Consider the following 26668-nt stretch of genomic DNA (forward strand, 5'->3'; position numbering starts at 1 on the left):
AAACAATCTACAAGAGATTAATCTTGCAGATGTTAAGTTAAAGTAAAAAATTATGCTTTTACTTTAATTAATTTTGCTTCTAATTTAAAAAAAGTAGATATAGTTTTATATTGAACAAAAATCAATATTGCCAAAAGAACAAAAAACAGCGGTGAAAATAGAGTTATAATGTCATTTTTCACTAATCCAGCCATAATAAAAAAGAAACATAAAAAGCAACTCCCGGACAAATAATTGCAAAACTTAAATTACTCTTTTCTTCTCCATTGATAAAATCTTTAAAATAATTCAATTTTTTCATTACGAAATATCCTACCAAACCAAATACTATTTCTAAAGAGAAAATAGAAGAAGTAATTAAAAACAGCCATGCTGTAGGAACATGATCATTGATAAGATGATGATAAAAACCAAAAGTCAATCTTATAAATGCAATACTAAGCAGTGTCAAAATAGGAAGCATAATCCAAATACTTACGCTTGTCTCTTTTGTAATACCGTGTTCCAAAATTTCTCTCATTGCTAATATAATTTTTATAAAAGTTAAACTAACGGCAATAACAGCAAAAAATACAGCCATAAAGATTCCTATACTTGAAACTGCCGTATTGGCACTCATAGCACCCGGTGCAGAGAATCCTACAGAAATCATTGCAAAAGCAAAAATTGCAATTAACTGACTGAAATTATTGTTTTCATTTAGATTAAAATCACCGCTTATTATCATATGTGTAAAATATCCTAAATATATTTTAAGAGCATAAAAAGCAATAATAAAAAAACAAATTAATGCAAAAGGGAAAATATACTCGATAATATCGTAAATCCCCGGTACCGTTAATGCAGCTAAAATAAAAACAGTATTCATACTCATTCCGAAAGTAAGAGGCATTGCCATCAAAGAGACTTCACTGTTTGTTCTTTTTAATTTTTCAAAACCTTTAGTGTTTTTAAACTTTCTGTACTCTTTTATATTCCAAAGCAGAAGCTCAAAATGTTTGAAAATAAAGAAAAATGTAGCAAGCATAGCCAAAACAACCAATGCTGATATAAAATCACCCTTTTTTATAAAAGGAAGAAGAAAATCTATGCTTACCATCTCAACACCCTTATGCGGTATCAAAAAATTTAGATATAAAAAAAAAGATACTGCCAAACCACCTGAACCTAAAGAGGCTAAAAAATACATCGGTGAATACTTTTCACCCAAATTACTAACTTTTGCCATAAATTTTTATCCTTTATCATAAACTTAATAGTAGTTATTGTAAACTAAGTTGACATTCTAGTCTAAAAAATATATTTTGTCAAGGAGGTTGACAATATGGAAGAAAAATATTTTGATTTAAAGTTTTTATTGTTGGAAAAACTAAATCTAATTGAAGAACTAAGTTTTATAGAGGCAAAAAAAGAGAAATTTGAGAGTAACGATATAGTTACCTCTACAAGAATACTAACACTGATACAAAATGGAACTTTTACCTCTTCAGAACTGGCCAAAAAACTTAATATAAGCAGACAAGCCATACATAAAAGTATTAATAATCTTTGCAGCAAAGGGTACTTATTGCTACATAATGAAGAAACAATTAAAAAAAACAAACATATCTATATAACGGAAAAAGGCAAAGAATTACTAATATGCAGAAACAATGTAATGAAAAAAGTCGAAAAAACGGTTAAAGAAAAAATAGGAAAAGATGATTTCTTAAAATTAAAAGAATTACTAAAAAAAGATTGGGATTAAATCAAGTGGAGCGGGAAACGAGACTCGAACTCGCGACAATCTGCTTGGAAGGCAGAGGCTCTAGCCAACTGAGCTATTCCCGCATTTAAAAAAGTATAAAGAAGCCTGAAAAAGGCACTTTAAAGTGGTGGGTCATGAAGGACTCGAACCTTCGACCACTCGGTTATGAGCCGAGTGCTCTAACCAGCTGAGCTAATGACCCACGCTGACTTAAAAAGCCAATGGCGGACAAGGAGGGATTCGAACCCTCGGTACCGTTGCCAGTACGCATCCTTAGCAGGGATGTGGTTTCAGCCAACTCACCCACTTGTCCTTGTTTTCAGGGATGTAATTGTACTTACTTTGTTCTTAAATATCTCTTAATTTTTTACATCTTTTAGATATAACTACTTATGTTATCTAACTCTTTTAAGTTAGCTAGGAGTATAATTTTTTAAAGAAGGATCTAATATGGACGAGAAATTCAAAAAAATAGCTCCGTATTTAACTATTTTTATAGTTATATTTTTTCTTATAGGTTCTTACGTTCTTTATAAAAGTGAAGCTAGAAATATAGAAAAAAAAGTTTATAACATTCTTTCTCACAACACTTATCATTTTAAAGAGTATTTTTCTATTTCTGAATCTTTCCTTTATGCTATGAAATACACTATTGAGGACAAATTTGAATTAGGTTATAGTTGTGTCCACCCTTCTTATAAAGATTTAATTTATAAAAAAGATCTAAATTTTTATCAAATAAGAGACAACAGAACTTCTTTGATGGGAATAGGAAATCCAAAAGATTTTTCAGCTGAACTGATAAATGAATTAAACAGCACATTATATTTGACACCTCTGTTTTTTTCCGCTAAAAAAATAATTCCCGATATGAGAAGAATTTATTATAAATCGGCAAATCATTTTATTTTTACCTCTGAAAACCTTCAATATAAAGATAAAAAACAATTTCTATCTATATACAAAAAAAGTTCATGGGAAAAATTTATAAAAAATCAAAATAAATATAAAGATATGATTATCTCAAATACATATAATGGATACTTGAAAAAAGAGCATCTACTGACATTGTCCCTTCCTGTTTACAAAGAAAAAAATTTCACGGGACTTGTTTCTATTGAAAAAAATTTAAATACCTTAACTGAATATTTAAAAAGAGTCGCCTTAAGCGGCAGAACATATCTAGTAAACGGCAAAGATGATATTATAGTATCAAAAGAGAATTCTTCACTTAACACAAAATTAACCGATAATTCGGATATTATAAAAATTCCAATCGTTGAAAATCAACTTTATCTAACCCATGTAATAGATAAATATAAATTAAGAAAAGAGGCTTTTTACAGAAGTTCGGGAAAAATTTTAATACTTCTTCTTCTAATAGTTATCTCTATAATTTTAATATATTTAAAAGTTGTTTTAACAAAAGTTCAATATTTGGCAAATACTGATGCACTAACAAAACTTTTAAATAGAAGAGCTATGAAAGAATCCATTGAAAATCAAATGAAAATAAGCAGAAGATATAATCAAGACCTCTCTTTTTTACTTATTGATATAGACTATTTTAAAAAAGTAAACGATAAATACGGTCATCAAACAGGAGATTTGGTATTAACAAAAGTTTCTGATCTTTTTAAACATTTGATAAGAAGCTGTGATATAGCTGCTAGATACGGTGGAGAAGAGTTTTTAATTGCTTTAGCTAATACAGATATAAATGAAGCATATCTTATGGCAGAAAGAGTTAGAAAACTTGCAAATAAAATAAAAATAAAAGGGATAAATCTAAATCTAACAGTAAGTATAGGCTGCTGTAGTTTAAAAGAAGAAGATGATTATGAATCTATTTTAAGAAGAGTAGATAAACTTATGTACAAAGCAAAAAAAAGAGGAAGAGACAATAGTGTAAAAGAAGAGATAGATTAGATACTTTTTAGTATCTTTTCTACCACTTCTTTTGGATTTTGAGCTTTATAAATCGGTCTTCCCACAACTATAAAATCAACCAAATTCTTTTTTGCAAAAGGTATATCTGCAACTCTTTTTTGATCTTGTGCATCTTCACCGAAAGGTCTGATTCCCGGACACAAGGTTATAAACTCTTTTGAAGTATTATCTTTTATATCTAGACTTTCAAAAGCAGAACATACAACACCGTCAACTCCCGATTCAAAAGTATCAATCGCAAGTTTAGTGGCTTTTGTTTCAATATCTTCATTATAAACAGATCTAAACTCTTCATTATCAAAAGAAGTAAGTGCAGTAACAGCCAAAACCAAGGGTTTGTTAGGAATATCTTTTATCCTTTGCATTACTGTTTGCATAGCTCTTTTCCCTGAACTTGCATGCACGTTAAACATATCTACAAGATTAAACAAAGCTATCTCTTCTGCCGCATCTGCCATAGTATTTGGAATATCATAAAGTTTTAAATCTAAAAATATTTTAAAATTGGGATTTATAGCTTTTAAATCTTCTAAAAATTTTTTCCCGTCTCTAATATAACTTCTAAAACCCACTTTTAACCAAACATCAAAATCTTTGATTTGTTCAACTAAAGCTAAATTCTCTTTTGCACTAGGTAAGTCTAAAGATACGCACAACTTCACTTTTAAGCCTTTTTAACTTTGTCTAGAACTCCGTTTATAAATTTAGGAGCAGAATCTGAAGCCAGCTTTTTAGCCAATTCTATTGCTTCATTTATAACGATTGCTTTATCTAAACCTTTGAAAATAATTTCATAAATAGCAAGTCTTAAAATAGATTTTTCAACACTTCCCGTGTCTTTTATTCCACCTTGATTTAAATGACTTATTATCTCTTTGTCAATCTCTTCCAGGTTTTTAATTACACCGTTAAAAAGATCAAGGGCAAACTCTTTTTGTTTGTTTCTGATTTTTTTATCTTCCAAAATTTCATCAACAAACTTTACGATTCCCTCATTTCCTAAATCATAGGCATAAAGCAATCCGATAACTGATTCTCTCGCTTGTGTTCTTGTTGCCAAATTATTTTCCTAATTCACTATATAAATCTAGCATTTCAATAATTGTAGTCATTGCTTCTGCACCTTTGTTCCCTACTTTGCTACCTGCTCTTTCGATTGCCTGTTCTATTGTATCTGTCGTTAAAACTCCGTTTGACACGGGTTTTCCGTATTTTAAAGTAACATTTGCAATACCTTTGGTAGCTTCTGCACTAATATAATCAAAATGAGGAGTTGCTCCTCTAATTACTGCACCTACGCAGCATACGGCATCATATCTACCGCTTGCCAATGCTTTTTCAAGAGCAAAGGGAATTTCAAAAGCACCCGGAACTAAAATCAAATCTAAATTCTCTTCTTTTCCGCCGTGTCTTAAAAAAGAGTCTTTTGCTCCCTCAACTAATCTATCAGTAATAATATGGTTAAATCTTCCATTTACAATAGCGATTTTTTCATCGCCTTTTAAGCTTAATTTACCTTCTATAATTTTCATAAAAAACCTTTTGTATTTTCCTAAAGTCTATTATTATACTTAAAAATGTGTTTAATATTTATTAAAGTTTCAGAGCATCTTTTATAGCAAAGATCTCATCAACTGTTTTATACAAGTCATCTATTTGAAGCATATTAGGTCCGTCACTTAAGGCAATAGAAGGATCATAATGTGTTTCAAAAAAGAATCCGTCTACACCTACAGCAGCCGCAGCTCTTGCAAGACTTGGAACTATTGCACTGTTTCCTCCTGTTGTTTCACCCGTACTTGGAACTTGTGCAGAATGAGTTGCGTCAAAAATAACGGGAGCAAACTCTCTCATGGCAATTAAATTTTTCATATCAACAACCAAAGCGCCGTATCCAAAAGTATTTCCTCTTTCACAAAGCCATACACCGTTATCTTTAGAATTTTGATAACTTACCTCATCAACACCTCGTGTTTTTAAAACTTTTTCAACAGGATGTTTCATACTGTTTGCAGCTAAAAACTGCCCTTTTTTTATATTTATTTTACAAGGTGTTTTTGCAGCTGCTACAAGTAAATCCGTTTGTCTGCATAAAAACGCCGGAATTTGAAGTACGTCGACTACCTCTGAAGTAGGTTTGGCTTGATAAGATTCATGAATATCCGTAACAACTCTATAACCAAACTGTTCTTTAATCTCTTGAAACATTTTAAGACCTTCATCTAGTCCCGGTCCTCTAAATGAGTTTAAGCTTGTTCTGTTTGCTTTGTCAAAAGAGGCTTTAAAATAAAAATCGACTCTTTTATTTTCACTTAAAGGCTTTAACATTTCAGCTATTTTCATAACCTTGTCTCTATCTTCTAATACACAAGGTCCTGTTAATATAATCATTTTTTGTTCCTTACAAATATTGTTCTTTTTTCTTCACCCGTATATGCATAATAAAACTCATAAAGATTTTGTGCAATATACTCAATATCATCTTTTGCATTTTCATCACAAGCAAATAAGATTTCATCCCCCTCTTTTAAAGGAGTTTCATAAGCAGGTAGAATTTTCTCTTCCTCTTCTCTTATTAATAAAAGCGGTATTATATTGTTTTTTTGTTCTCTATTATATAAAGAACGGCTGAAAATCTTCAATAAAACCTCTTTACCCTCTTTTATCGTATCAATTATTTGAGGCGCTTGATATTTATCTACTTTAAGTTCATAAAGTTTTGGATTTTCATCTATTGTTTGAACTAAATCTCTAACTAATTTTGCACCCCAAATATCATCCTCTTTGCACATCAAAGTAATAAATTTATCAGACAAAGGACTTATCAAAGCATTAGTCGTTTTATTTATCAAAATTCTTGAAGGCATAAAAATATGATCGATTTTTGCATTTTTAAAAATAGAAAAATCTTCCATTTCATTCTCTCTTGCTATTGTCATAATTCTTGGATTAAGTTTTTTCGCTGTTGCCAAGATTGAAAGATTTGTCGTATCATCATTAGTTGCAGAGATAATTGCAACGGCATCTTGAATTCCCACATTAGAGAGCATCTCTTTATCATCTGCATTTCCGTAAGTAATATGCAAACTCTCATTTGGAATAAAGTTTTCGACTTTTAATCTATCTAATTCAACAAATTCTGCTTCAACTTTATCTTCTCTTAGATTTTCATAAATATGCTGTCCCATTCTTCCATATCCGCAGACTATATATTTTCCTTTTGGAAATATTGGCAAATTTGCATTTAAATCATCGATTTTATATATCCACTTTTCAAGTTTCAAAAGATTCGGGGCATTTAAAGCCATCGCTATTTCACTTGAAATTATTGAAAAAGGATTTGCTATAATCTCTACGTTTAAGTCTCTTAAATTTTCACTGTGGTTTAAAGTAGTTGATTTAACGGCAAGTCTTATATGAGAATTTAAAAGTTTGGAAGTAAGCGCAATTCTAAGATTTAAAGAATCATCTTCAAAAATAGAGACTAAACCTTTACAATTATATTTTTTGATTCCGGCTTCCATTAAGACTTTGGGAGTATAAGCATCTGCAACCAAAACAGGTACCGTAGGAGTAAAATTTTCCAAAATCAAATCATTTGCCCTACTCTCGTTTTTTTCAATAACTACTGTTCTAATATTTTGCTCTAACGCCCTGTGTATTATCTCGCTGCTTATTTTATTGTAACCTAAAATAATAATAAATTTTTGTTTTAAAGTTTTTACCTGTCTTTTAAATTTCGCCCTTTTTATCTCCCTTAAAAAGACTTTATCTCCTAAAAGACTAACAACAGAACCGATTCCGTAAAACCATCCAAGAACAGTTAAATAAATAGAGAAACTAACCCATAAACGCTGAGGATAAGTAAAAGTATAAGGAGTCTCCCCGAAACCTATTGTTGTTGCCGTATACGTTACAAAATAAAAAGCATCAAATATTGTCATTTGATAAGGCTGACCTTTGTCATCGACTCCTGTAATAACAAGTAATCCAACTATTGCAATAGTATATGTAATAACAATAATTAAAAAAGGTCCTCTCATCCTTTGAAGGACGATAAATAAAGAGCTATCTTTCACTAGAAAACCTTTTTATCTTTTTGATTTCAGGGTATCTCCCACATAAAGAGTTACGGAAACGATATTTGCCAATAATGCACCGCCTGATAAAGAGATAATAATTCCTATAATCTCAGGAGTTATACTATAAGCATAAAAAGCAATTGTCCAAATTGAAGCAGCTGCTATTAATTGGATATCAGCAACAAGAGAAGTTGCCAGAAGGACGGAACCCATTTGTGTTTTATCTCCAAGCTTCAAAGTTGTTGCAATTATATTTACGACAATAGCAGCCAAAAGTTCATATTTACTGTGGCTTTCCAAAGAGTTCATATCTCCGTAAAAAAAACCGAAGTTTAGGGTCATAGCCAATATAATAAAAAAACCTGATATAACTTTATCTAAATTCATAAAAACTATCCTTCATCTCTTAAATAATAGTTAATTTTATCAAATTGATGATTAAGATTAATAAAACTCACTTTTAATTCTTTTTTGAAGAGACGAAAACGCCGCTTATAACAATTAAAACAATTCCTAAAATAACCCAAATATCAGGAAATTTATCTCCCAAAAACAATCCTACAATTATAGAAAAAGCAATATTGGCATAAGATATTGTTCCTATTATCCCTGCTTTTGCTACAGAATAGGCTTTTGTCATAAAAATTTGAGCTAAAGTCGCAAAAATTCCTAAAAAGACAATAACAATCCAGTCTGAACTTTTAGGCATTACAAAAGTTCCGAAAATATAATCATAATTTGAATTTGTATAAAACTCCGAAATAATCATTAAAAGAAGAGGTCCTATGGTTCCTATTCCCATAAAAGACATAACAATAGTTCTTCCGTCATAATATTTTCTAAGTTCCCTAATAGAGGTATAAGCAAGCCCTGCTCCCACACCCGATAAAATTCCAAGCCAATCTGTTTTATCCAAAGAACTTCCGTCAAATTTAGTAATAAACAAAATTCCGATAAAACCTACAAATACTCCAAGCCAACCTCTAAAAGCCAACTTCTCTTTTACAAAAATATAGGCAAATACTGCACTGAAAATTGTAGAAGTTTTTGAAAAAGTCATAGCTTCACCCAAAGGAATATTTGCAATATTATAAAAGAAAAAAAGTAAAGCAATAAATCCTGCAAGTCCCCTAAAAATAAGTAAAAGAGGTTTTCCACCTTTTTGATTTAAAGGTGATTTATAAATTGATAAAAGTATTAAAACTACGCCGAAAACATTTCTGAAAAAAACAACTTCAAGCGAACTCATAGAACCACTTAATTGTTTTGCAAAAGCTCCCATGCAAGCAAAGCAAAAAGAGGCAAAAAGCATATATTTAATACCCAAAGATACATCATTGGTCATTAAAAATCCTTAAAATAATGGTGGCATTTTATATCTTTTCTTTTTAAATAAAGATTATTATTAAACTTAAATTATAAAATTAATATTTTTAGTATAATTTGGGTAAAATTCAAAGATTTTTATAAATAATGAGTCTTACTCTATTAGGAAAATAATGGAATATCTAAAAATTACCGGTAAAACAAAATTAGAAGGTGAAGTAAAAATATCAGGTGCAAAAAATGCAGCTTTACCTCTTATAGCAGCAACAATCTTGGCAAAAAATGAAATTTCTATATGTAATCTACCCGATGTTGTTGATATTAATACACTTTTAAAACTGATTGGAAAATTAGGCGGAAAATTCAAAAAAGAAGAGGATTGTATCAAAATTGATACTTCAAAATTAAATAAAACAACTGCAACTTACGATATTGTAAAAACAATGAGAGCCTCAATTTTGGTTTTAGGTCCCATTTTGGCAAGATTCGGACACTGTGAAGTATCACTTCCGGGAGGTTGTGCAATCGGGCAAAGACCTGTAGATCTGCACCTTAAAGCGTTAGAAGCAATGGGAGCAAAAATCAATATAAATCACGGATATATAGAAGCTTCTGCTCCAAACGGTCTGAAAGGAACAAAAATTGTATTCGATAAAGTTACGGTGGGTGGAACAGAAAACAGTGTTATGGCAGCAGCTCTAGCAGAAGGTGTAACAACAATCATCAATGCGGCAAAAGAGCCGGAAGTACAACAACTTTGCGAAGTAATAAGCAATGCAGGGGTTAAAATTGAAGGTATAGGAACATCTAAATTAGTAATTCACGGTTCAAACAAAGAACTTTTACATATGCAAGATTTTGATGTTATTCCCGATAGAATTGAAGCCGGAACTTATATGTGTGCCGCAGCTATTACAAATTCGAAATTAAAAATTACAAATGTGAAACCTCTTCATTTAGAAGCTGTTATTGCTAAATTAGAAGAGATGAATTTTAAAGTTCTTCAAGATAAAGATTCCGTTACAATATTGCCGACAGAAGAGATAAAACCCGTAAATATTATTACAAGTGAATATCCGGGATTTCCTACAGATATGCAGGCGCAATTTATGGCTTTGGCTACTCAGGCAAATGGAACAAGCACCATTGATGAAAGATTGTTTGAAAATAGATTTATGCATGTAAGTGAACTTCTTAGACTTGGAGCTGATATTCATCTAAACGGTAATATAGCAAGCATAAACGGAGCAACCGATACTTTAAACGGAACAGATGTCATGGCAACTGATTTAAGAGCATCCTCGGCGCTGGTTTTATCTGCACTTGTTGCAAAAGGAGAGACTTCAATTCACAGAATATATCATCTTGACAGAGGATATGAGGATTTAGAAGGGAAGTTAAACAAAATAGGTGCAAAAGTAGCAAGATATAAAGAATAAAATATTTTATAAATTAAGAATAAATTTTATAAAATAGATTTAAAATAAGCTTAAAGGTTATTATATGAAATTAGAGATCTCACTTTTTAGATTTAATTATAAATCAGACTATTTACCTTACTATACAAAAAATTTTGTAAAAGTAAAAGATGAAAAAACATTACTTGATATTTTAAACAGTATCAATGAGGAGCAGCCTTTTGCATATGAAAATATTTTAGACTTTCCTTTAGTTGTAAACGGTGTTTATACTTATGCTTCAATTACCTTAGAAGAACTTACAAAAGAGTTCGGTTGCGATTTAACTATTGAACCTATTTCTATAAGAAGAGCTCATACTGATTTATTGATTAATGACGCGGATTTTCAAGAAAGATTAAAAATTTTATCTGAGTTTATCGATAATGAAGATAAAAAAGTTTATGAAAGTTATAAATTATATTTCTATGCTTCAAATACAATGAATTACGAATATGATTATATAGGAGACTCTATCCTTCTTCTTGCAGCTGATTTAATTGAAAAAAATCCGGCAGACGAAAGTGAGATTTTAAAAGCGATTATAGAATATGATACTTCAATCGTATATCATACAAGTTTGGAAAAAAGAGTATATAATCTTGATTTAAAAGTTGAAGAAAAAATCCAAAATTTAAAAAATAAACTAAACCTCTCAAAACCTCTAAAAGAACAAAATCTGTTTTTAGATAAAAAAAACAGTATAGATTTTGGAACATTTGAAGAAAATTACGAAGTAAAATATAACTTTGAAGACTTTAACCTTGCATATTTTCAAGGAACAAAAGAGGATTCTCAAACTCTTGAACTACTTGGAAAATTAAGTGCAAAACTTATTGATACACCTTCAATGCACTCAGATTTGGCTTTGGAATCATTTCATGTAAACTCTGAATTTACGATGAAATTAGCTTCAACTGTTATGTTAGATGCTTTTGACAATAGTGCAGATCTACTTATAGTTGATAGTGATGAACTTTTTTATCTATTTGATTCAAACAGAAAAAGTATGGAAAAAGTTTCGGGAAGAGAGATTATAACTCCTGTAATCCATAAAAACGAACTGCAAAAATTAGTCTCAGGAAAACATGACGATACTTTAAAAAGCCAGCTAAAAAAACATATAGTAGATCCTGAAATTATTTAGGCTTAAAAAATGGTATTAGATATAACCTTTACAGTAATAGGCTCTTTGCTTATTTTATCTCTAATACCTCTTTATATATATAGAAAAGAGATTTACCGAAAATTTTCTAAAGCAGGAGATACAAAAACACTTATTAACGATTTAAAAAGTTATTTAAGTGCCAACTGTCCAAAAATCAAATTTGATTATAATGTTTTAAAAAAGTTTGAAAAAGAGAGTGACATAAGAGTAAAACAGACACTTATAGTAGAAGAACTCATCAAACAATTTGCCTATTTCCAATATGAGATGAATACGCAAAAATCGGTTCCTCATAATATGCTTTGGAGTAGTTACGACCAAAACTCAAAACTTTTAAAAGATAATAAACTTCCCAAAGATTGGACTCAAAGAAAAAAAACGGCCTGGGTTAGAGATGAAGGAAAATGCGACAGATGTGGCTGTAAAACGGAACTTTCAAAAACAAATGCTCTATTAGTAAAGCAGATGAAAGACGGAGGCGGTTTTAATCTGGAAAATATAGTGATTTTGTGCAATGATTGTTCAAGAATAATAAAATCTTCAAATCTGGAAAAAACAAGAAAAGATTTGAATCTTTTAGATAAACTTATGGGCAAAATCTTTTTTTAAATTCCGAAATACTCTTTAATCATCTCTTTGTGCAGAGTTTTACTGCTAAGAGTCTCATTTTTATTCTCAACTTTTTTTGTTTTTCTCTTTTTTAGCTTTATTAATACTTTTTCCAAAAACTGATCTTCCAGACTTTTTAATTTTGACAACTCTTTTCTTACATACGTTAAATCTCTGTTTTCAGGAATTATATATGGAGTTATTACCACAACAAGATTTTTGTTTTGTGAATTTTCGCTTCTGTTTTTAAAAAGTTCGCCTATTAAAGGAATATCTCCAGCAAAAGGAACTTTTTGTACTGTTTTTTCATTTTTCTTTTCCATTAATCCTCCTATAATAACACTCTCGCCGTTGTTTAATATGGCTTGTGTTTTTATCTCTTTTTTTGAAGTATCAGGATTAAAATAGGTATTATCTCTGTTTTTTATATTTTCAACAAGGGTTGTAACTTCTAAATATACTTTGTTGTTTTTAGATACTCTTGGCTTAACATTAAGGGTTAAACCCACATCTTCTCTTTCATAACTATTTGTCGTATTTCCTCCGTCAGTTACCGTTGTTCCTGTTTGAATTGAGATAGTTTCACCTACATAAATTGAACTTGCTTTATTGTTTATACACAAAATTGAAGGCTCAGAGATAATATCAAGTCCATAAGTTTTATTAAGAAGATTTAAAGAGGCTCCCAATGCCAAGGTTGAAGTAACATTGGGTATTTCTAGACCTATACTTGAAGTATTTATAGCAATAGCTTCACCTCCGTTTAGATTTGAAGAGAAAGTATATAAACCGCCTGAATAAGACTTTCCTCCTAAAATGCCGAATTTTATACCTATATCTTCAATCAAATCATTATCCAACTCCACAATCAAAGCTTTGACATAAACCTGTTTTTTCTCAATATCCAGCTTTTTGATAAACTCTTTTAGATTTTCAATCTCTTCTAAATTTCCGTCTAAAACAATAGAATTTAACTCTTCATTCACAGCAACAGTAGGTTTTGAAAACTTTTCATAAACTCTTTTTTCAATAATCTTATTAAGAACTTTTTCTACGTTTTTTGCATCGATATTCTCTAAAAATAGAATCTCGCAATGATTTTTTATCTTATCTGTTTTTTTCTCTTTTTTAGGAAGTTCTATATTTTCTTCTTTAGGATCAATTTTTACTACTCTTAAGATTTCTTTGCTTTGAACTATTTTATAGCCTTTTGATTTTAGTGTATATTTTAAAATATCAAGTAAGCTCTCTTTTTTTATTGCAGAGCTTGAGAGAAAATCCAATTTACCCTCGATTTTATTAGTTACTAAAATATTTTTTTCTATCTCTTTTGAAGTAATTTTTATAAGTTCGTTTATATCCAAATCTTTAAAGTTTATATTTATTAACTGGGAGCAGAAAAGAGAAGACGGAAGATGAAAAGACAAAAAGAGAAAAGAGAACAAGAGTTTCATTTAAATCCTTAAATATTATAATTTAAAAGATTATATTTTAAAAGCTCTTAAAGTTTAATTTCCACCTCTCTTGGAAGTTCTGTTTTTAAACTGCTTAACTGTTCATCGCTTATTTGCAGATGAAGTTTTACCTTTGAAGTAAACTCTTTATTGCTAACAATAATATTCAAACTGTTTATAAGATATTCAACTTTTGAAAGAGTAGAATAATCAACTTCTATAATAGCTGTTTGCAGTTTTTCATATTTTAAAAGTTCGGCACTGTTTATTACCAAATTTACAGAATCACTGTAAGCTCTGACTAAACCTCCCGTTCCTAGCTTTGTACCGCCAAAATACCTTACGATTATAACTGCACTGTTTATAAGTTCATTTCCCGCCAATACATTTAATGCAGGTTTACCGCTGGTTCCTTTTGGCTCTCCGTCATCACTGCTGTTTTCAACAATCTGCTCAAACTCATTTAAATATCTATACGCATAAACAAAATGTCTTGCTTTAGTATGTTCTTCTCTTAATCTTTTCATTAAAGAATCAAACAGAGAATAAGGAGTTAAATAGGCTATAAATTTTGATTTTTTTTCTTCATAAGTTTGCGAAAACTCTTCTTTTATAAAATACATGATGAAATTTTACTTAAAATAATCTAATTTAGAGCTTTTTTTTATTATAATCTTTTCATGAGATTAGACCTTTATCTAACAAAAAATTTTGATATTCAAAGCAGAAACAAAGCCCATGAAATTATAAAGTCAAATAAAGTAAAAGTTGACGGTAAAACTGTTTCAAAACCCTCATTTTTAGTAGATGAAACTTCAAAAATAGAACTATTGGAAGAGGATTTTTATGTAAGCAGAGCGGCATATAAACTAAAACATTTTTTAGATGAGATAAAAATTGATTTAAAAAACAAAGAGGCTTTGGATATAGGAAGCAGTACGGGTGGATTTACCCAGATTTTGCTCTTAAACAGTATCAAAAAAGTTACTTGCGTGGATGTAGGTTCAAATCAGTTACATGAAAAAATAAAAAACGATAAAAGAATTGTTTTTTTTGAAAAACAAGATATAAGAAAATTTCAAAGTGATAAAAAGTTTGATCTTGTAACTTGTGATGTCTCTTTTATCTCTATTTTAAATATATTAAAAGAGATAGACTCTTTTGCAAAAAATGAGATTATAATTTTATTTAAACCTCAGTTTGAAGTAGGAACAAATGTTAAAAGAGATAAAAAAGGTGTGGTAAAAGATAAAAAAGCCGTTTTAAAAGCAAGAGAGAAATTTTTAGATCAAACCAAACTTTTAAACTGGAAACTAAAATACAATTCACAAAGTAAACTTGAAGGAAAAGAGGGAAATGAAGAAGAGCTCTTCTATTTTAATAAATAAAAAAGATATTACGGCAATAGCCTTGGGAGGTTTTGACGGGATGCACTTAGCACATCAAAAACTCTTTAAACATTTAGGAGAAAAAGGAGCTATTGTCTCTATAGAATCCGAATATGCCAATTTAACGCCTAAAACATACAGACAAGAGTACTCTTCTTATCCTATTTATTACTATCTTTTAGAAAATATAAAAAATTTAAGCGGTCAAGAGTTTATCTCTTTGATAAAAGAGGAATTCCCAAATCTAAAAAAGATTGTAGTAGGTTTTGATTTTTGTTTCGGGAAAAACAGAAAAAACTGTATAAATGAGTTAAAAGAGCTTTTTAAAGGAGAAGTTGTTGTCGTAGATGAAGTAAAAACACACGGCATAGCAATTCACTCAAGAGTTATTAGAGATTATATTAAAGACGGAAATATAAAAATGGCAAACTCTCTTTTGGGAAGAGAGTATAAAATATTCGGAACACAAGTAAAAGGTCAAGGATTAGGCTCTAAAAGTTTTGTTCCTACTATAAATTTAAATATTGAAGATTTTATTCTGCCTACAGAAGGTGTTTATGCAACTAAAACAATAATAAATGAAGAAGAGTACGACTCGGTAACTTTTTTAGGACACAGAGTAACAACAGACGGAAGTTTTGCCGTAGAAACACATATTTTGGGAAAAGAGATAATAAACAAATTTTCATTGGTTCAAATAAAATTTTACGACAAAATAAGAGAGAACAAAAAGTTTGACTCTTTTGAAGCTTTAAAAAAACAGATTGAAGTTGATATAAACAAAACAAAAGAGTTTTTTTCAAAAGCAGTTTGATAAATTGTTATTAATCTTCATTTAGATAAAATATCTCTTATGACAGATAAGGTATTTGAAAAAACAATTACAAAACAGTTTGAATTTGATGAAGACGTAGCATCGGTATTTGACGATATGTTAAGCCGTTCTATCCCTTTTTACAAAGAGATGCAAAGACTTACCATAAATTTTGGACTTAAATTTTTAAAAGAGAGTGACAAAGTCTATGATTTGGGATGTTCTACAGCTTCAACACTTATCGAACTTAGCAAACACTCACCGTTTCCTCTTGAATTAATAGGAATAGATAACTCTGAAGCGATGCTTCAAAGAGCAAGAAAAAAGTGTAAAGCTTTCGGAGTGGAAGTAAAACTTTTAAATGAAGATCTGCATAAAGCAAACTACGATGATGCAAAACTTATAATTTCAAACTATACTTTACAATTTATAAGACCTCTACAAAGAGAAAAATTAGTAAAAAAAATCTATAATAGCCTACAAAAAGATGGAATATTTATTTTTTGTGAAAAAGTTATCTCATCTGATAAAGTTTTAGGCAAACAGTACATTGATGAATATTATGAATTTAAAAAAAGACAAGGCTACAGTGAATTTGAAATTTCGCAAAAAAGGGAAGCTTTGGAAAATGTACTTATACCTTATACTGAAGAAGAAAATAAAAATATGATTTTAGATGCAGGTTTTAGCCATTGTGAAACACTTTTCAAATGGGTAAATTTTGCAACATTTATAGCAATAAAAAAATAAAAAGGAAAAGAATGTTAGAAGTTGGACAAACAGCACCGAAATTTTGCGCACAAAACCAAGATGATATAGAGATTTGCTCAAGGGATCTTTTAGGCAAATGGATCGTTTTATATTTTTATCCTAAAGATTTGACTCCTGGATGTACAAATGAAGCTTGCGATTTTACGGCTGCTATGCCTGAATTTGAAGATTTAGATGCGGTTATTTTAGGAGTTAGCCCCGATGATACGGCAAAACACAGAAGATTTATAGAAAAAAAAGAGCTTACAATTACGCTTCTATCCGATATTGATAAGAAAATGTGTGAAGATTATCAAGTTTGGCAACTAAAACAATTTATGGGAAAAGAGTTTATGGGAGTTGTCAGAACAACTTTTATAATAGACCCTGAAGGTAAAATTGCTGCCGTTTGGCCAAAAGTCAGTGTAAGAAAAAAGAAAACCGTAAAAGGTGAAAAAATAGAGATACTTCATGCAAATGAAGTAAAAGAAAAATTAAAAGAGCTACAAGGAAAGTAATGAAATTTTTAACAAAAACAGTATTTGCCCTATTTGCAACAACGATTCTCTCTCAAGGACTAAGTGCAAAAACAACAATCTGCTATAAAAAAGATTGGAAAACTCCCTCAACAATCGAAGACACAAAACTTGACGGGGGTGAATGCGACGGTGAATTATCTTACAAAGATATGCTTAAGAACGGTTGGTTTCTAAAAGATATAAAAATAGAAAAAGGTACAGTAGGATTAAACTATATTTATGTATTAACAGACCAAAAAATGATTGACATAGATAATAGTACCTTTATGGAAAACAAAGTAGTAAAACTTGATTACAAAGCAATCGCTTCTAAAATTACTAATATTACTGATGAAACGGCAAAAATCAGTATCGGTAACTTAAGAGTCGGACAAAGTGCAATTATTCAACATAGATATGAAAACAGTAAATCACTTATTGTTTCAAGTGCTTATGTAACCTCTTCAAACAGCAACAGTTCAACAATCAAATTTATTCCTTTTCTTGATTTAAAACAAAATGCCCTTCCAACTTCAAACAGAAAACCTCAAGACGGTGATATTGCTATATTAAATTATCTTTATGATGCTTCACTTATAATTGCACCTTCACAAGATGCTTTTACGGCAACAAGACAAAAATTCAAAGAGAATAACTTTTTACACTCTGATCTTTTTGCAGCTTATTTAAAAAAAGAGGGTATTCCTTTTCCTTCAAAACAGATTATTCAAGATTATGCCCTGTCTCAAAACTTGGGAACAATATTTTTTGTAATAGGAAGTACGGTTTATGTAGTAGATACAAGAACTTTTGCAATTTTAGAAAAAGATGCGATATCATATAACTTTGTAGAAGATGAAAAGATGCCTTTTTATACAAGAGTAGAAAAAATCGAAAAAAATCTTGTTACTTCTTTATTAGACGTTTCAAGCTGGTTCTCTTTTCTTGACGATATTTTCGGCGATGATGAAAGATCAGAAGATGAAATTCTTCTTGAAGATGAGATTGCTTCGGGAGAAATTAACGTAAAACCGGAAATCTATAATAATTATTATAAAACTATTTTAGGTATTAAACAATGATGAACCAAGAACATATAGACTTTTTTATCTCTATAGTAGGTAAAGAGAATGTATACAGTGATAAAGCCCACAAAATAGCATATTGCTATGATGCAACAAAAGAGAGATTTGAACCCGATGCGGTAGTTTTTCCAAGAGATGAACAAGATGTATCGAAAGTTTTAAAATACTGCAATGAACATAAAATAGTTATTGTTCCAAGAGGTGCGGGAAGCGGTTTTACAGGCGGAGCTCTTCCTTCAAACGGAGGAATTATTTTAAGTTTAGAAAGACATATGAATAAACTTCTTGAAATTGATATGGAAAATATGGTGGGAGTTGTACAACCCGGACTTGTTAATATGCAGTTTCAAAAAGCAGTTGAAGAAGTAGGACTTTTTTATCCGCCTGATCCTGCTAGTGAAGAGTATTCTACTTTAGGTGGAAACGTATCTGAAAATGCAGGAGGAATGAGAGCAGCTAAATACGGTATTACCAAAGATTATGTTGTTGCTCTAAGAGCAGTTCTTCCAAACGGTGATATTATTGTTGCGGGTAAAAAAACTATTAAAGATGTAGCAGGATACAATACGGCAGGAATTTTAATTGCCAGTGAGGGAACTCTTGCAGTTATTACACAAATGACTTTAAAACTTATTCCAAAACCAAAATTCAAAAAAACATATATGGGAATTTTTCCTGACGTAAATAAAGCAATGAATGCAGTTTTTAAATCTCTTGCAGCCGGAGCAAATCCTGTTGCCATGGAATTTTTAGATGCGCTTGTAATAAAAGCCTTAAAAGAAAAATTTCCTCAAGTAGAATTACCTCAAGATGCAGGTGGAATTTTAGTAGGAGACGTTGACGGAAGTTCCTTAGCCGATGTAAATGCACAACTTGAAACCCTGAAAGAATCTTTTTCTAAAAACGGTTCTATCGGATTTATTATTGCAAAAGATGAAGAAGAGAGTAAAAAACTTTGGTTTGCAAGAAGAAATGCTTCTCCTGCAACTGCCATTTATGGAACAAAAAAATTAAATGAAGATATCTCCGTTCCAAGATCAAAACTTCCCGAAGCTTTAGACGGAATCTATGCAATCGGTAAAAAATACGGTTTTAATGTTCCTTGTTTCGGTCATGCAGGAGACGGAAATATCCATGTTAACGTTATGGTAAAAGATAAAAATAATCCAAAAGAGATGGAAGACGGACATAAAGCTATTAAAGAGATTTTCCAATTTGTAGTTGATTTGGAAGGAACTTTAAGCGGAGAACATGGTATTGGATTATCTAAAGCTCCTTTTATGAATATTGCTTTTACCCAAGCTGAAATCAATCTATTTAAAAACATAAAAAAAGCTTTTGATCCAAACAATATTCTAAATCCTCATAAAATGGGTCTCTAAAATTGTAAAATGGAAGATTCTGATATCGTAAAAAAACCTTTTAGGAGTCTATTAAAAGCTTTAGACTCCTTTTTCAACGATGACACGACATATTATGCCGCAAGTCTAAGTTTTTTTACAATTTTCTCTCTTTTACCTATTATCGCACTTTTGATTTCAATAATTTCAAGTTTGGAAATAGTTCAACAATATCATGATATTTTTGTTGAGTATATTTTTGATATCTTAAATCCTACTCATTCAAAAGCTTTTATCCAAACTTTCACCGACTATATCTCAAACTCAAATAAACTGGGATTTTTGGGTCTTTTATATATGCTTTTCGTATTTATTATGTTTTTTAAAGATTATGAATATATAGTAAATAAAATACACAATGCAAAAAGAAAACCTCTGCTTCAATCTTTCTTTTTCTATCTTGTATTTTTAATTACTCTGCCTCTTATGTTAGCAGCACTAAACATTGCGTTAAGTTTTTATGAAAACAGTTTTTTTAACTGGTTTATAACCTTCATGTTTGCATGGTTTATATTTTTCGGTCTGTTTAAATTAAGCGTTAATAAGCCGATCTCTTTTAAAGCTGCCGCAATTTCATCTTTATTTACTCTAATAGTTTTGTCTATTACAAAAAATCTGTTTGTCTATTATGTAATTTATAATAAAACTTATACGACAATTTACGGTTCTTTGGCTATTTTATTATTTTCATTTTTTTGGATTTATATCTCTTGGGTGATTTATCTTTACGGAATAAAGATGTGTCATAGATTGAATATTCAGGAAAGAATAAAAAACAGAGCAAAAGATTAATCTTTACTCTGCACTACTTTTAAAACATTATCTAACTGCTTTTTTAAATCATTTAATTTTTTTGTTGTTTTTATAAGATTGTCGGAAGACTCTATTGCAATATCTTCACTTCTGTCAATTCCTTTCATAATATCCGATTTATTCTCCAAATCATCAATTATATCTTCAAACTCATCTGTTAAATCCTGAAGTTTTTCAGAAGCCAGTCTTGATTGTTCTAAAGCCACTTGGGAATAATCCATTGCAGAATTTACTTTATTGATAAAAAAGTTAATATTATCTGCCATCTCCACAAACTCTTTTTCGGATTCAACTTTTATAGGTTCGATTTTATTTATATCTGTTGCTCCCATTTTTTTATATTTTTCTAAAAACTCGTTTGCATGAGTCTCTATTTGTTTTAATTGAATCAAAGAGTAAAGAGAAAAAATAAAAAGAAAAGAGAAAGCCAAATATTGAAAGTTTTTAATAAAAGCTGTCTTATGTTCAATATATTCCGTATATAAAGTTACAATTTCATCGACCTCATCAAGAAGTTTATTATTTGTTTGATATATATATTTAATAAGAGAATTAAGCTCTTGAATATCATTACTTAAAAGTGCTTTTTTAAACTCATTCGTATTTTTTTCAAAAGTTGTCCAAAGAACAGTAACTTTTGCAATCTGATTTACAATTTTTTCTGTAGGAGCTTTTGATATTTTCAAAAGTTCATTTCCTTCTCCTAAAGTATTCAAACCAAATTTAAATTCATCAATCGCATTATCTATTTCGGTAAAATTATTCGTTTTTGTTTGATAAAGATAAAATATATTTTTTGTAATTCTTTGAGTAAGCATTCTTTGCTTCCCTGCAATATTTACTATCGTCGCATCTTTTATATTTTTTTGATTTAGATAAATAGTAATTGCTATTACAAAAAATATCGAACCTAGAAGCAAAGCTCCTAAAATTTTAATTTTTTGACTAACACCGATTTTTTTCATTTTATATTCCTAAATAAATACTTCTTAATTCATCTTCTTTTAAAATTATAACTTCACCTTTTTCTATTGAAATAGTCTCATTTCTGACTAATCTTTTTAAAACTCTTGAAAGAGTTTCAGGTTGAATATGAAGCAGTAAAGCCACTTCATTTCTTTTTAGTTGGTTAAACATAGATAAATCATTTGTTAACATAAAAGCAACTTTTGAAGTTGCATCAAAAACCAACTCCCTGTTTACAATACATTGAAGCTGTTGATTTTTATAAATAAGTTCGTTTATAAATTTTAAAACTAGCTCGTTTTGAGATAAAAACTCTTTTTTAAACCTTTTAAAATCTATAGATAGAAGAAGACTATCTCTTAAAAATTCACTATTTGAAAAACAGTTAATTTTATTATCTTTTAAATTTGACAACTCTGAAATCATTGAGTTTGGATATACATAATATAAAAATATCTCATTGTCATATTTATCGATTTTATAAACTTTTAAAAGTCCATCAACCAAAAACAACAATCTATCTGTAGACTCAGTCTCATAAAATAGCACCGTATCGGTGTTATAAGAGGAGAGTTCAGACATTGATGCAATTAATTCCAGCTCTTTATCTTCTAAATGAGAAAAGAGACTTATTGATTTTATAGCTTCTTTTGTTTTAATCATAAATCTATTATATAAAAAAAAACTGAAATATTAATTGACTCAAATCAATTTAATATTTTTTTTATTTTTGTAAAATGGAAATAAAAAGATAAGAAATGACAAAAGAGAAATTTAAAAGTGAAATTCAGATACTAAAAAAATTTTCTGAACTATATTGCAAAAACAAACATTCAAATCAAAACTCTTTTAAATCTGTAATTATATATAAAGATGAAAAAATCCATATAAATCTAAATTTATGCGAAGAGTGTGAAGAGATTATCAATTACAGCATAAAAAGATTACAAGAGTGCCCTCATGAGGAAAAACCAAGATGCAGAAAATGTCCAAATCCCTGTTATGAAAAAGTTTATTGGAAAAATTTATCAAAAATCATGAGGTATAGTGCTCTTAAATCAGGTCTTACAAAAATAAAAAAATTTTTTTCCGAATAAATTCAAAATATTGATTTAAGTCAAGCAATAAAGTTCTTTTTTGGTGTAAGATTTTAAATAGGAGATTATTATGTTAGTAGATAAATTTGACAGAAAAATTGATTATTTAAGGGTGTCCGTAACACAAAGATGTAATTTCAGATGCCAATACTGTATGCCTGAAAAACCTTTTGAATGGACGCCTAAAGAGGATTTACTTTCATATGAACAGATGTTTGATTTTATCAAAGTAGCAATTGATAAGGGAATAAAAAAAATAAGAATAACAGGTGGAGAACCTTTAGTTAGAGATGATTTACATAAATTGATTTCTATGATTTCATCTTATAAACCTGATATCGATTTAGCCATTACTACAAACGCTTATCTTCTAAAAGAGCAAATTTTTAAACTAAAAGAGGCTGGATTAAAAAGAGTAAATATCTCTCTTGACTCTTTAGAAAAAGAGACTTTTTGGTATTTAAGTAAAAGAGATGCACTTCAAAAAGTATTAGACTCAATTGAAGCTGCTTTAAAAGCAGAAGTAAAAGTCAAAATAAACAGCGTAATTTTAAAAAATATAAATGAAAATGAGATATTAAATCTCTATAATTTTGCAAAATCGAAAAATATACAAATCCGTTTTATAGAGTATATGGAAAATAAAAATGCCTATATAGATTTAAAAACAGTTCCAAGTTCCCAAATAATAGAAACCATAAAAAGCAAATATTGTCTTGAAGAGACCAATCTTCCCAAAAGCTCCGCGGCAAAACTATATAAAGATGAAGATGGATATGTTTTTGGAATTATTGAACCTTATGACGACTCATTTTGCAAAGCCTGCAACAGAATAAGACTAAGTGCAAACGGAGATTTAATTCCTTGTTTATATTATGAAGATTCCTTAAATATAAAAAGCAGCCTGCATAACAAACAAAAAACGGAAAATATTTTAAAACAGGTAATAGATAATCGACCTGAAAAAAACAAATGGTCACATAATAAAACAGCAGAAAATACGGAAATATCAAGTAGAGCTTTTTATTTTACGGGAGGATAAAAAACTTTTTATAAGACTCCTTCTCTTCTGCTTTATTAAACTTTATAAAATCTCACTTAATTTTTTTTATTATATTAAAAACAAATCTTTTTTTAATTATTTGACTTAAGTCAAGGTATTAATTTTTATTTGGTGTTAAACTTGTCTTGTTAGAAAAGAAAAATTTTAGAGGGAGGAAGAAGATGTCACTTTCAAGAAGAGATTTTCTAAAAAGCTCTGCAGCAGCTTCAGCAGCTGCTGCAGTGGGCATGAATGTACCAAGCAGTTTAAAAGCTGCAGCTTCTACGGCAGAAGCCGGTTGGCGATGGGATAAAGCTGCATGTAGATTCTGCGGTACAGGTTGCGGAATTATGATGGCAACAAAAAACGGAAAAATTGTTGCGGTAAAAGGAGACCCTGCAGCTCCTGTAAACAGAGGGTTAAACTGTATTAAAGGGTATTTTAATGCAAAAATTATGTATGGAGCAGATAGATTAAGAACTCCTCTTTTAAGAGTAAATGCAAAAGGAGAATTCGATAAAAACGGTAAATTTGCTCCTGTGTCATGGAAAAGAGCTTTTGATGAAATGGAAAAACATATCAAAATAGCTTTAAAAGAATCAGGTCCCGAAGGAGTCGGAGTATTTGCATCAGGGCAATATACTATTATGGAAGGTTATGCAGCCCAAAAAATGATGAAAGCCGGATTTAGATCTAATGCAATTGATCCAAATGCAAGACACTGTATGGCTTCAGCTGTCGTCGGATTTTATCAAACTTTCGGAATCGATGAACCAAGTGGATGTTATGATGATATCGAATTAACCGATACGGTTGTAACATGGGGAGCTAATATGGCGGAAATGCACCCTATTTTATGGTCAAGAGTTACAGATAGAAAATTAACAGATCCAAAAAGAGTAAAAGTCGTAAATATCTCGACATATAGACATAGATGTTCTGACTTGGCAGATATGGAGATTATTTTTACACCTAATACAGATTTAGCTTTATGGAACTATATAGCACATGAAATCGTATATAATCATCCCGAAGCTATTGACTGGGATTTTGTAAAAAAACATATAATTTTTGCTGCAAGTCCCGTAAATATGGGTTATGGAATGAGAAGAGCAGGAGAAAAATCTCTTGTAGAAGGGAAATATACTAAAAAAGAGATGGAAACTATCTCTAAAGAGATGAAAAAAATCGTATCACAAACTGAGGCACCTGCTCTTGCTCCATATGGATATAAAGAGGGTGAAGTGATGGAGAATAAACCAGCTGGATTAAAACACTGGGAAATCTCATTTGAAGAGTATAAAAAATTCCTTGAACCTTATACCTTAGATTATGTTGCAAAAATAGCAAAAGGTAATCCCGATGAAGATATAAATGAATTTAAGAAAAAACTTAAAACATTGGCTTCATTATATGTTGAAAAAGGAAGAAGAGTGGTGTCTTTTTGGACAATGGGAATGAATCAACATACAAGAGGAACTTGGGTTAATACTTTGTCATATAATGTTCACTTCTTATTAAACAAACAAGCAAAACCAGGTTCTGGAGCATTCTCTTTAACAGGACAACCAAGTGCATGTGGAACAGCAAGAGAAGTGGGAACATTTTGTCATAGACTACCTGCTGATATGATGGTTGCAAATCCCGCTCACAGAAAAATTGCGGAAAAAAGATGGAAAATTCCTCAAGGAACACTAAATCCTGTAGGAAATCAACATATTATGAAAATCCACAGAGATATAGAAGACGGCATTATCAAATTTGCTTGGGTAAATGTATGTAACCCTTATCAAGATAGCGCAAGTGCAACTCACTGGATAAAAGCTGCAAGACAAATGGATAACTTTATCGTTTGTTCAGACGGGTATCCCGGAATCTCTGCAAAAGTATCCGATTTGATACTTCCAAGTGCAATGATTTATGAAAAATGGGGAGCATACGGAAATGCCGAAAGAAGAACCCAACACTGGAGACAACAAGTACTTCCTGTAGGTGACGCAATGTCGGATACCTGGCAATGGGTAGAATTGGCAAAAAGATTTACGGTAAAAGATTTATGGAAAGACTATACCTTAAGAAACGGTAAAAAACTTCCTAATGTAATCTCTAAAGCAAAAGAGATGGGATATGATGAAAATACAACTATGTATGATATTCTATTTGCAAACGAAGAGGCAAAAAGTTACAAACTAGATCACAATGATCCAATACAAAAAGGTTATGATAATTCAGAAGGTTTCGGTGACAGCAGAAATGTAGAGGGAAGTGACGGAGAAGTTTGGAAAGGTTACGGATTTTTTATCCAAAAATATCTATTTGAAGAGTATGCTTCATTCGGTAGAGGTCATGCCCACGATTTGGCAGACTTTGATACATATCACAGAGTAAGAGGACTTAAATGGCCCGTAGTTGACGGTAAAGAGACTCAATGGCGATTTAATACAAAATATGATCCTTATGCAAAAAAATACGGTAAAGAGACAGGAGATACAGATTTTGCTTTTTACGGAAAACTAGCAAAAGCACTTCCAAGCGGAGATTTATTAGGAATTAAAAACAAAACTAAAAAATCTTTAAAAAACAAAGCAAAAATATTTGCAAGACCCTATATGGATCCTCCGGAAGTTCCAAATGAAGAGTATCCTATTTGGTTATGCACAGGAAGAGTTTTGGAACACTGGCACAGTGGAACAATGACAATGAGAGTTCCTGAATTATATAGAGCAGTTCCTGAAGCTTTATGTTATATGCATCCCGAAGATGCAAAAAAATACGGCTTAAAACAAGGTGAATTATGCTGGGTAGAATCAAGACGTGGAAAAGTTAAAGCTAGAGTTGAAACAAGAGGAAGAAACAGACCTTCAAAAGGTTTAGTTTTCGTACCTTGGTTTGACGAAAAAGTTTTCATCAACAAAGTTTGTTTGGACGCAACTTGTCCTCAATCAAAACAGACTGATTATAAAAAATGTGCAGTAAAAGTTTATAAAGCATAAAAACATTAA

At 30.4% G+C, this 26668-nt stretch carries 28 protein-coding genes and 3 tRNA genes; 15 read left to right on the plus strand and 16 right to left on the minus strand.

The genetic code is table 11. From position 1 onward, the window contains the following. Positions 1–50 precede the first annotated feature (50 nt). Positions 51–182, minus strand: coding sequence for a hypothetical protein (locus AANAER_RS15160; RefSeq protein ID WP_267898121.1), 132 nt, complete (start codon positions 180–182; stop codon positions 51–53). Continuing rightward, positions 182–1228, minus strand: coding sequence for a TsoY family (seleno)protein (locus AANAER_RS10645; protein ID WP_129081196.1), 1047 nt, complete (start codon positions 1226–1228; stop codon positions 182–184). The genes AANAER_RS15160 and AANAER_RS10645 overlap by 1 nt, the downstream gene beginning before the upstream one ends. 96 nt (positions 1229–1324) lie before the next feature. Between AANAER_RS10645 and AANAER_RS10650 the strand changes: the two genes are divergently transcribed. Then, a complete protein-coding gene (locus tag AANAER_RS10650) occupies positions 1325–1747 on the plus strand; it encodes an HTH domain-containing protein (protein ID WP_129081197.1) in 423 nt (140 codons plus the stop codon). A gap of 6 nt (positions 1748–1753) precedes the next feature. Here the strand turns inward: AANAER_RS10650 and AANAER_RS10655 are convergent. From AANAER_RS10655 to AANAER_RS10665, 3 genes are all read right to left on the minus strand, one after another. Further along, positions 1754–1830 (minus strand) — tRNA-Gly (locus AANAER_RS10655). A 42-nt stretch (positions 1831–1872) separates the two neighbouring features. Then, positions 1873–1949 (minus strand) — tRNA-Ile (locus AANAER_RS10660). A gap of 20 nt (positions 1950–1969) precedes the next feature. Beyond that, a tRNA-Ser gene (locus AANAER_RS10665) sits at positions 1970–2060 on the minus strand. A gap of 137 nt (positions 2061–2197) precedes the next feature. Between AANAER_RS10665 and AANAER_RS10670 the strand changes: the two genes are divergently transcribed. Beyond that, complete coding sequence (locus tag AANAER_RS10670) at positions 2198–3676, plus strand: sensor domain-containing diguanylate cyclase (protein ID WP_129081198.1); 1479 nt, start codon at positions 2198–2200, stop codon at positions 3674–3676. On the opposite strand, the gene pyrF is transcribed toward AANAER_RS10670, so the two are convergent. From pyrF to AANAER_RS10705, 7 genes are all read right to left on the minus strand, one after another. Beyond that, positions 3673–4359, minus strand: a complete 687-nt coding sequence (pyrF, locus tag AANAER_RS10675; RefSeq protein ID WP_129081199.1) for an orotidine-5'-phosphate decarboxylase — start codon at positions 4357–4359, stop codon at positions 3673–3675. The two genes, AANAER_RS10670 and pyrF, sit on opposite strands and share 4 nt — an antisense overlap. A gap of 2 nt (positions 4360–4361) precedes the next feature. Next, a complete protein-coding gene (gene nusB / locus AANAER_RS10680) occupies positions 4362–4757 on the minus strand; it encodes a transcription antitermination factor NusB (protein WP_044417905.1) in 396 nt (131 codons plus the stop codon). A gap of 1 nt (position 4758) precedes the next feature. Beyond that, entirely contained in the window at positions 4759–5229 is a 471-nt protein-coding gene (gene ribH / locus AANAER_RS10685; RefSeq protein WP_044417903.1) for a 6,7-dimethyl-8-ribityllumazine synthase, read from the minus strand. A gap of 61 nt (positions 5230–5290) precedes the next feature. Further along, the gene (gene kdsA, locus AANAER_RS10690; protein WP_129081200.1) at positions 5291–6088 is read right to left on the minus strand and encodes a 3-deoxy-8-phosphooctulonate synthase; all 798 of its coding nucleotides are present in this window, start codon (positions 6086–6088) and stop codon (positions 5291–5293) included. Continuing rightward, the gene (locus AANAER_RS10695; protein WP_044417900.1) at positions 6085–7776 is read right to left on the minus strand and encodes a potassium channel family protein; all 1692 of its coding nucleotides are present in this window, start codon (positions 7774–7776) and stop codon (positions 6085–6087) included. The genes kdsA and AANAER_RS10695 overlap by 4 nt, the downstream gene beginning before the upstream one ends. Before the next feature lie 12 nt (positions 7777–7788). Beyond that, complete coding sequence (locus tag AANAER_RS10700; RefSeq protein WP_044417899.1) at positions 7789–8166, minus strand: DUF6394 family protein; 378 nt, start codon at positions 8164–8166, stop codon at positions 7789–7791. A 73-nt stretch (positions 8167–8239) separates the two neighbouring features. After that, positions 8240–9124 carry a DMT family transporter gene (locus AANAER_RS10705; protein ID WP_129081201.1) on the minus strand — a complete coding sequence of 295 codons (885 nt, stop codon included), beginning with the start codon at positions 9122–9124 and terminating at the stop codon, positions 8240–8242. A 154-nt stretch (positions 9125–9278) separates the two neighbouring features. Between AANAER_RS10705 and murA the strand changes: the two genes are divergently transcribed. The 3 genes from murA to AANAER_RS10720 all read left to right on the plus strand — a co-directional run bounded on the left by murA (position 9279) and on the right by AANAER_RS10720 (position 12339). Further along, the gene (gene murA / locus AANAER_RS10710) at positions 9279–10544 is read left to right on the plus strand and encodes a UDP-N-acetylglucosamine 1-carboxyvinyltransferase (protein ID WP_129081202.1); all 1266 of its coding nucleotides are present in this window, start codon (positions 9279–9281) and stop codon (positions 10542–10544) included. Positions 10545–10608: 64 nt separating this feature from the next. Continuing rightward, positions 10609–11709, plus strand: coding sequence for a DUF5644 domain-containing protein (locus AANAER_RS10715; protein WP_129081203.1), 1101 nt, complete (start codon positions 10609–10611; stop codon positions 11707–11709). A gap of 9 nt (positions 11710–11718) precedes the next feature. Then, the gene (locus AANAER_RS10720) at positions 11719–12339 is read left to right on the plus strand and encodes an HNH endonuclease (protein ID WP_129081204.1); all 621 of its coding nucleotides are present in this window, start codon (positions 11719–11721) and stop codon (positions 12337–12339) included. Here the strand turns inward: AANAER_RS10720 and AANAER_RS10725 are convergent. Continuing rightward, positions 12336–13793, minus strand: a complete 1458-nt coding sequence (locus AANAER_RS10725) for a type II secretion system protein GspD (protein WP_129081205.1) — start codon at positions 13791–13793, stop codon at positions 12336–12338. The two genes, AANAER_RS10720 and AANAER_RS10725, sit on opposite strands and share 4 nt — an antisense overlap. Before the next feature lie 47 nt (positions 13794–13840). Then, on the minus strand, positions 13841–14416 hold the full coding sequence (locus AANAER_RS10730; protein WP_129081206.1) for a YigZ family protein: 576 nt from the start codon (positions 14414–14416) through the stop codon (positions 13841–13843). A 57-nt stretch (positions 14417–14473) separates the two neighbouring features. Here AANAER_RS10730 and tlyA point away from each other — a divergent pair, with 57 nt between their 5' ends. The 7 genes from tlyA to AANAER_RS10765 are packed head-to-tail and all read left to right on the plus strand — an operon-like array spanning position 14474 to position 20540. Further along, entirely contained in the window at positions 14474–15181 is a 708-nt protein-coding gene (gene tlyA, locus AANAER_RS10735) for a 23S rRNA (cytidine-2'-O)-methyltransferase TlyA (RefSeq protein WP_129081207.1), read from the plus strand. Further along, positions 15150–15995: a bifunctional riboflavin kinase/FAD synthetase gene (locus tag AANAER_RS10740; protein ID WP_129081208.1), complete on the plus strand. Its 846-nt coding sequence runs from the start codon at positions 15150–15152 to the stop codon at positions 15993–15995. The genes tlyA and AANAER_RS10740 overlap by 32 nt, the downstream gene beginning before the upstream one ends. Positions 15996–16034: 39 nt before the next feature. After that, positions 16035–16745: a carboxy-S-adenosyl-L-methionine synthase CmoA gene (gene cmoA / locus AANAER_RS10745; protein WP_129081209.1), complete on the plus strand. Its 711-nt coding sequence runs from the start codon at positions 16035–16037 to the stop codon at positions 16743–16745. A gap of 11 nt (positions 16746–16756) precedes the next feature. Beyond that, positions 16757–17263 (plus strand): thioredoxin-dependent thiol peroxidase, encoded by a 507-nt coding sequence (gene bcp / locus AANAER_RS10750; protein WP_044417881.1) that lies wholly within the window; start codon positions 16757–16759, stop codon positions 17261–17263. Continuing rightward, positions 17263–18345, plus strand: coding sequence for a plasminogen-binding N-terminal domain-containing protein (locus AANAER_RS10755; protein ID WP_052502676.1), 1083 nt, complete (start codon positions 17263–17265; stop codon positions 18343–18345). The genes bcp and AANAER_RS10755 overlap by 1 nt, the downstream gene beginning before the upstream one ends. Beyond that, the gene (locus AANAER_RS10760; RefSeq protein ID WP_407646609.1) at positions 18345–19730 is read left to right on the plus strand and encodes an FAD-binding oxidoreductase; all 1386 of its coding nucleotides are present in this window, start codon (positions 18345–18347) and stop codon (positions 19728–19730) included. The genes AANAER_RS10755 and AANAER_RS10760 overlap by 1 nt, the downstream gene beginning before the upstream one ends. Positions 19731–19739: 9 nt before the next feature. Further along, entirely contained in the window at positions 19740–20540 is an 801-nt protein-coding gene (locus AANAER_RS10765; protein WP_129081211.1) for a YihY/virulence factor BrkB family protein, read from the plus strand. Here the strand turns inward: AANAER_RS10765 and AANAER_RS10770 are convergent. Then, positions 20537–21526, minus strand: coding sequence for a type IV pili methyl-accepting chemotaxis transducer N-terminal domain-containing protein (locus AANAER_RS10770; RefSeq protein WP_129081212.1), 990 nt, complete (start codon positions 21524–21526; stop codon positions 20537–20539). The genes AANAER_RS10765 and AANAER_RS10770 overlap by 4 nt on opposite strands. Before the next feature lies 1 nt (position 21527). Next, positions 21528–22190, minus strand: coding sequence for a Crp/Fnr family transcriptional regulator (locus AANAER_RS10775; protein WP_044417875.1), 663 nt, complete (start codon positions 22188–22190; stop codon positions 21528–21530). Positions 22191–22285: 95 nt separating this feature from the next. On the opposite strand from AANAER_RS10775, the gene AANAER_RS10780 reads away from it, so the two are divergent. From AANAER_RS10780 to napA, 3 genes are all read left to right on the plus strand, one after another. Next, complete coding sequence (locus AANAER_RS10780; protein ID WP_129081213.1) at positions 22286–22624, plus strand: nitrous oxide-stimulated promoter family protein; 339 nt, start codon at positions 22286–22288, stop codon at positions 22622–22624. 70 nt (positions 22625–22694) lie between these two features. Then, entirely contained in the window at positions 22695–23666 is a 972-nt protein-coding gene (gene moaA, locus AANAER_RS10785) for a GTP 3',8-cyclase MoaA (RefSeq protein ID WP_129081214.1), read from the plus strand. A gap of 182 nt (positions 23667–23848) precedes the next feature. Continuing rightward, positions 23849–26659, plus strand: a complete 2811-nt coding sequence (gene napA, locus AANAER_RS10790) for a nitrate reductase catalytic subunit NapA (protein WP_129081215.1) — start codon at positions 23849–23851, stop codon at positions 26657–26659. The last annotated feature ends 9 nt before the right edge of the window (positions 26660–26668 follow it).

It is taken from the genome of Halarcobacter anaerophilus (assembly GCF_006459125.1).
Classification (GTDB): Bacteria; Campylobacterota; Campylobacteria; order Campylobacterales; family Arcobacteraceae; genus Halarcobacter; species Halarcobacter anaerophilus.